The sequence below is a fragment of the Streptomyces cahuitamycinicus genome, assembly GCF_002891435.1.
GTDB classification, from domain to species: domain Bacteria; phylum Actinomycetota; class Actinomycetes; order Streptomycetales; family Streptomycetaceae; genus Streptomyces; species Streptomyces cahuitamycinicus.
On record NZ_POUC01000516.1, the window covers coordinates 1 to 4,960 of the forward strand.

Below are 4,960 nucleotides of genomic sequence, written 5' to 3' on the forward strand. Positions count from 1 at the left end.
GGACGGGCTAAGGGTTCGGTACTCAGCCCGCCGCTGCCGCCTCCACCAGCGCCCTCATCACCCGCACGTCCTCCCCCATCTCCGGATGCCACTGCACGCCCAGGACCCAGTCGGACGAGGGGAGTTCCACCGCCTCCACCGTGCCGTCCGCCGCGTACGCCGAGGGGACCAGGCCCTCGCCCAGGCGGTCGACGGCCTGGTGGTGGTACGTCGGGACGAACGACTCCTCCGGCACGACCCCGGCGTACAGACTCCCCGGCACCGGCTTGACGGCATGCCCCCCGAAGACGCCCACGACCTCCGCGTGCCCGTCGATGTGCTGCACGAGCGTGCCCCCGAGAGCGACGTTCAGCAGCTGCATGCCCCGGCAGATCCCCAGCAGGGGCACGCCCGACGCCAGCGCCGCGTCGATCAGCGCCAGCTCCCACGCGTCCCGATCGGGCGCCGGCGGCCCCGTCCGCTCCTCGCGCTCCGCCCCGTAGCGGACCGGCTCGACGTCCGGCCCGCCCGCGATGACCAGCCCGTCCAGCCGGGCCACGGCCTCGGCGGCCAGCTCCGGGGCGTCGGGCGGCAGCATCGCGGCCAGGCCGCCCGCCCGTTGCACCAGCCTGGGATAGCCCACCGGCAGCAGCGCGGCCTCCAGCTCCCACACACCCCAGCGCGCCCCGGACTCCAGATAGGTGCTGACCCCGATCAACGGCCTGGCCACGACAACTCCCTCTCCACTCGACAGCTAGTCCCGTGCCAACTCTGCCTCGGCCGCGGCCAGCGCCGCGAACTCCTCCTCCGGCGCCTTCGCCACCAGCCGCTTGCGGCTGTACAGGCCGAAGTAGCCGACGGCCACCGCGTAGACCACCAGCGCGATCAACGCCGCCGTCACGTCCACGAGGAACGTGGCCACCAGCGCCGCGCACGCCAGCACCAGGGCGACCGAGGAGGTCAGGACCCCGCCCGGCGTCCGGTACGGCCGCGGCAGCTCAGGCTCGCGGCGCCGCAGCACGATGTGCGACAGGGACATCAGCGCGTAGGAGATGGTCGCCCCGAAGACCGCGATGTTCAGCATCCGCGCGCCGTTGCCGGAGAGAGCAGCCAGCAGGAAGCCGATCGTGCCGGGCACCAGCAGGCCCAGGTACGGTGCCTTGCGGCGGCTGGTCAGCGACAGGAAGCGCGGCAGGTAGCCCGCCCGGGACAGCGCGAACAGCTGGCGCGAGCCGGCGTAGATCAGGGAGAAGAACGACGCCACCAGGCCGGCCAGGCCCGCGTAGTTCACGATCCGGCTCAGCGTCGTGGCCTCGCCGTTCGGCTGGAGCGCCTCGACCAGCGGGTTGCCCGCTCCCTGGATCGCGTCGGAGCCGCGTGCCCCGGCCGCCGCGAAGAACGTGACCACCGCCAGCACCACCAGGATGCCCATCGACCAGCGGATCGCCTTCGGCAGCGTACGGGCCGGATCCTTCGTCTCCTCGGCGGCCAGCGGTACGCCCTCCACGCCCAGGAAGAACCACATGCCGAACGGGAACGCCGCCCAGATGCCGAGCAGGCCGAACGGCAGCCAGGAACTCGCCCCGGCGGCGGAGGCGTCGATCGGGATGTCGTCCAGCGACGCGAAGGAGAAGTCGGGCAGCGCCGCCAGCGCGAACACGATCAGGGCGACCACGGCGATGCCGGTGACGACGAAGCTGAAGCGCAGCGCCTCGCCCACGCCCCACAGGTGGATGCCGAGGAAGATCGCGAAACAGACCAGGTACATCGGCCAGCCGGACTCCAGGCCGAACAGGCCCAGCGACTCGACGTAGTCGCCGATGAAGATGACGATGGCGGCCGGCGCGAGGACGTACTCGATCAGGATCGCCGTGCCGGTCAGGAAGCCGCCCCACGGGCCGAGCGCCCGCCGGGCGAAGCCGTAGCCGCCGCCGGCCGTGGGCAGGATCGAGGAGAGCTCGGCGAGGGCGAAGACCATGCAGGTGTACATGGCGCCCATGAGGACCATGGCGATCGCCAGGCCCCCGAAGCCGCCTTCGGCCAGGCCGAAGTTCCAGCCCGAGTAGTCGCCGGAGACGACGTAGGCGACGCCGAGGCCGGTCAGCAGCACCCAGCCGGCGCTGCCGCGGCGCAGCGCTCTGCGTTCCAGATAGTCGTCGCCCTCCGGGGCGGCGGGTGTGACGGTGGGTTCCTGGGACATGGGCGGACTCCCGACGGGGCGGCGGTCATGGGGCGAGCGGGCTACGACTCAATGGAACGGAGCCATACCTTTGCGGTGCCGACCGGGCGATGGCAAGCCCCGTGCGTCAATCGCCCGTAAATCCTCACCGCGCCACGACAGCGCCCGGCTCAGCCGAGGAAGCCCCGCAGCAGCGCCGCCGTGCCCCCGCAGTGCTCGCGCATGATCTCCCGCGCCTGGTCGGCCTCGCCCTCGATCACTGCCTCCACCAGGGCGGTGTGCTGCCGCTGGGAGTGCTCCAGGTTGCGGACCAGGAGCGGGATGCAGTCGAGCAGGTCGTTGACCTTCGCGCGGACGGCCGCGTACTGGGCGGTGAGCGTGGGTGAGCCGGACAGCTCGGCGATCGTGAGGTGCAACAGCGTGTCCAGGCGGCGGTAGTCGGCGAGCGGCGCGTCGTGTGTGCGGGCCAGGGCCTCACGGAGCCGGCCGGCCTGCCTCCGCTCCAGCCCGTGCGCCGCGCACAGCCCGGCCGCGCCCACCTCCAGCACCTCCCGGAAGCGCAGCACGTCCTCTATGTCGACCTCGGCGACCCGGCGCCGCAGCTCGTCCTCCCCGACGGCGTCGGCGCGCGGCAGCACGAACGTGCCGCCGTACCGGCCGCGCCGCGACTCGACCAGACCCTGGTCCTGGAGGACCTTCAGCACCTCGCGCAGCGTCACCCGGCTGATCCCCAGCCGGTCCGCCAGCTCCCGCTCGGCCGGCAGCCGCTCGCCCCCCGGCACCAGCCCCAGCCGTACGACCTGCAGGATCTGCTCCAGCGCCTCCTCGAAGCCGTTGCCCGCGCGCACCGGCCGCAGCACCGGCGTCAGCCCGTCGCGCTCCACCCCGCCGCCGTCAGCTTCCTCCGGCATGTGGCCGCACCCCCTTCCCAAGCAATGGTTCTCCGCAATACCTTATGGCTCCCGGCGGACCCAAGGAGCCTAGGAGGCCTTCCCGTGGCAGACCGCACACCCCCGCTGAGCGTCGAGGAGCTGCACGCCCTCGTCGCCGGCGGTGAGATCGACACTGTCGTCCTGGCCTTCCCCGACATGCAAGGGCGGCTCCAGGGCAAGCGGTTCGCCGCACGCTTCTTCCTCGACGAGGTCCTCGAGCACGGCACCGAGGGCTGCAACTACCTGCTCGCCGTCGACACCGAGATGAACACCGTCGACGGCTACGCCATGTCCTCCTGGGACCGCGGCTACGGCGACTTCGCCATGCGCCCCGACCTCACCACCCTGCGCCGCGTCCCCTGGAACGAGGGCACGGCCATGCTCCACGCCGACCTCGCCTGGAGCGACGGCTCCCCGGTCGTCGCCGCCCCGCGCCAGATCCTGCGCCGCCAGCTGGAGCGCCTGGCCGAGCTCGGCTACACCGCCCAGGTCGGCACCGAGCTGGAGTTCATCGTCTTCAAGGACACCTACGAACAGGCCTGGGACTCCGGCTACAAGGGCCTCACCCCCGCCAACCAGTACAACATCGACTACTCGGTCCTCGGCACAGGCCGCATCGAGCCCCTGCTGCGCCGCATCCGCAACGAGATGGCCGGCGCCGGCCTCACCGTCGAGTGCGCCAAGGGCGAGTGCAACCCCGGCCAGCACGAGATCGCCTTCCGCTACGACGAGGCCCTCGTCACCTGCGACCAGCACTCCGTCTACAAGACCGGCGCCAAGGAGATCGCAGCCCAGGAGGGTATGTCGATCACCTTCATGGCCAAGTACAACGAGCGCGAGGGCAACTCCTGCCACATCCACCTCTCGCTCGCCGACGCCGACGGCACCAACGCCATGGCCGGCGACCTCGAAGGCGGCATGTCCGAGGTCATGCGCCACTTCCTGGCCGGCCAGCTCGCCGCCCTGCGCGACTTCTCCCTCCTCTACGCCCCCAACATCAACTCCTACAAGCGGTTCCAGCCCGGCTCCTTCGCCCCGACCGCCGTCGCCTGGGGCCAGGACAACCGCACCTGCGCGCTGCGCGTGGTCGGCCACGGCCGCTCCCTGCGCTTCGAGAACCGCCTGCCCGGCGGCGACGTCAACCCCTACCTCGCCGTCGCCGGACTGGTCGCGGCCGGACTGCACGGCATCGAGCAGAAGCTGGAACTGCCCGAGCCCTGCCCCGGCAACGCCTACGCCGCCGACCTGGACCATGTCCCCACCACCCTGCGCGAGGCCGCCGAGCTCTGGGAGAACAGCACCGTCGCGCAGGCCGCCTTCGGCGACGAGGTCGTCGCCCACTACCGCAACATGGCGCGCGTCGAACTGGACGCCTACGACGCCGCGGTGACCGACTGGGAGCTGCGCCGCTCCTTCGAACGCCTGTGAGGTCCCTCTTGTCTTCCGAGCACCTTCTGGAAGTACTCAACCCCGCGACCGAGGAGGTCGTCGCGGCCGTCGCCGGGGCGAGTCCCGCCGACGTCGACGCGGCCGTCACCCACGCCGCCAGGGCGCAGCGCGTCTGGGCCGCCCTCGCCCCCGGCGACCGCGCCCGGCTGCTGCGCCGCTTCGCGGCCACCGTCGACCAGCACCTGGAGGAACTGGCCCGGCTGGAGGTCCGCGAAGCCGGGCACCTCATCGGCAACGCCCGCTGGGAGGCCGGCAACGTCCGCGACCTGCTCGACTACGCGGCCGGGGGAGTGGAGCGGCTCACCGGCCGGCAGATCCCGGTGCCCGGCGGGCTGAACGTCACGATCCTCGAACCGCTCGGCGTCGTCGGCGTGATCGCGCCCTGGAACTTCCCCCTGCCGATCGCCGCCTGGGGCACCGC

5 protein-coding genes are annotated in these 4,960 nt (G+C 72.1%); 2 read left to right on the plus strand and 3 right to left on the minus strand.

Going from position 1 to position 4,960, the window contains the following annotated elements; translation table 11 throughout:
- Nucleotides 1–22 precede the first annotated feature (22 nt).
- The 3 genes from C1J00_RS38130 to C1J00_RS38140 form a co-directional block, all read right to left on the minus strand.
- Complete coding sequence (locus C1J00_RS38130; RefSeq protein WP_180989848.1) at nt 23–697, minus strand: gamma-glutamyl-gamma-aminobutyrate hydrolase family protein; 675 nt, start codon at nt 695–697, stop codon at nt 23–25.
- Between the two features lie 36 nt (nt 698–733).
- Nucleotides 734–2,179 carry an ethanolamine permease gene (eat, locus tag C1J00_RS38135; RefSeq protein ID WP_102913479.1) on the minus strand — a complete coding sequence of 482 codons (1,446 nt, stop codon included), beginning with the start codon at nt 2,177–2,179 and terminating at the stop codon, nt 734–736.
- Nucleotides 2,180–2,328: 149 nt separating this feature from the next.
- Nucleotides 2,329–3,069 carry a FadR/GntR family transcriptional regulator gene (locus C1J00_RS38140; protein ID WP_102913480.1) on the minus strand — a complete coding sequence of 247 codons (741 nt, stop codon included), beginning with the start codon at nt 3,067–3,069 and terminating at the stop codon, nt 2,329–2,331.
- Nucleotides 3,070–3,153: 84 nt separating this feature from the next.
- On the opposite strand from C1J00_RS38140, the gene C1J00_RS38145 reads away from it, so the two are divergent.
- Together C1J00_RS38145 and C1J00_RS38150 are read left to right on the plus strand one after the other, a co-directional pair.
- Nucleotides 3,154–4,518 (plus strand): glutamine synthetase family protein, encoded by a 1,365-nt coding sequence (locus C1J00_RS38145; RefSeq protein WP_102913481.1) that lies wholly within the window; start codon nt 3,154–3,156, stop codon nt 4,516–4,518.
- A gap of 8 nt (nt 4,519–4,526) precedes the next feature.
- Nucleotides 4,527–4,960 (plus strand): aldehyde dehydrogenase family protein (locus C1J00_RS38150; protein WP_146046339.1); only part of this gene is annotated, 434 nt, incomplete at its 3' end.

Excerpts from the sequence above, each read along its gene's own strand:
- C1J00_RS38140 (WP_102913480.1), bottom strand. The coding sequence starts at position 3,069 with ATGCCGGAGGAAGCTGACGGCGGCGGGGTGGAGCGCGACGGGCTGACG.
- eat (WP_102913479.1), bottom strand. The coding sequence starts at position 2,179 with ATGTCCCAGGAACCCACCGTCACACCCGCCGCCCCGGAGGGCGACGAC.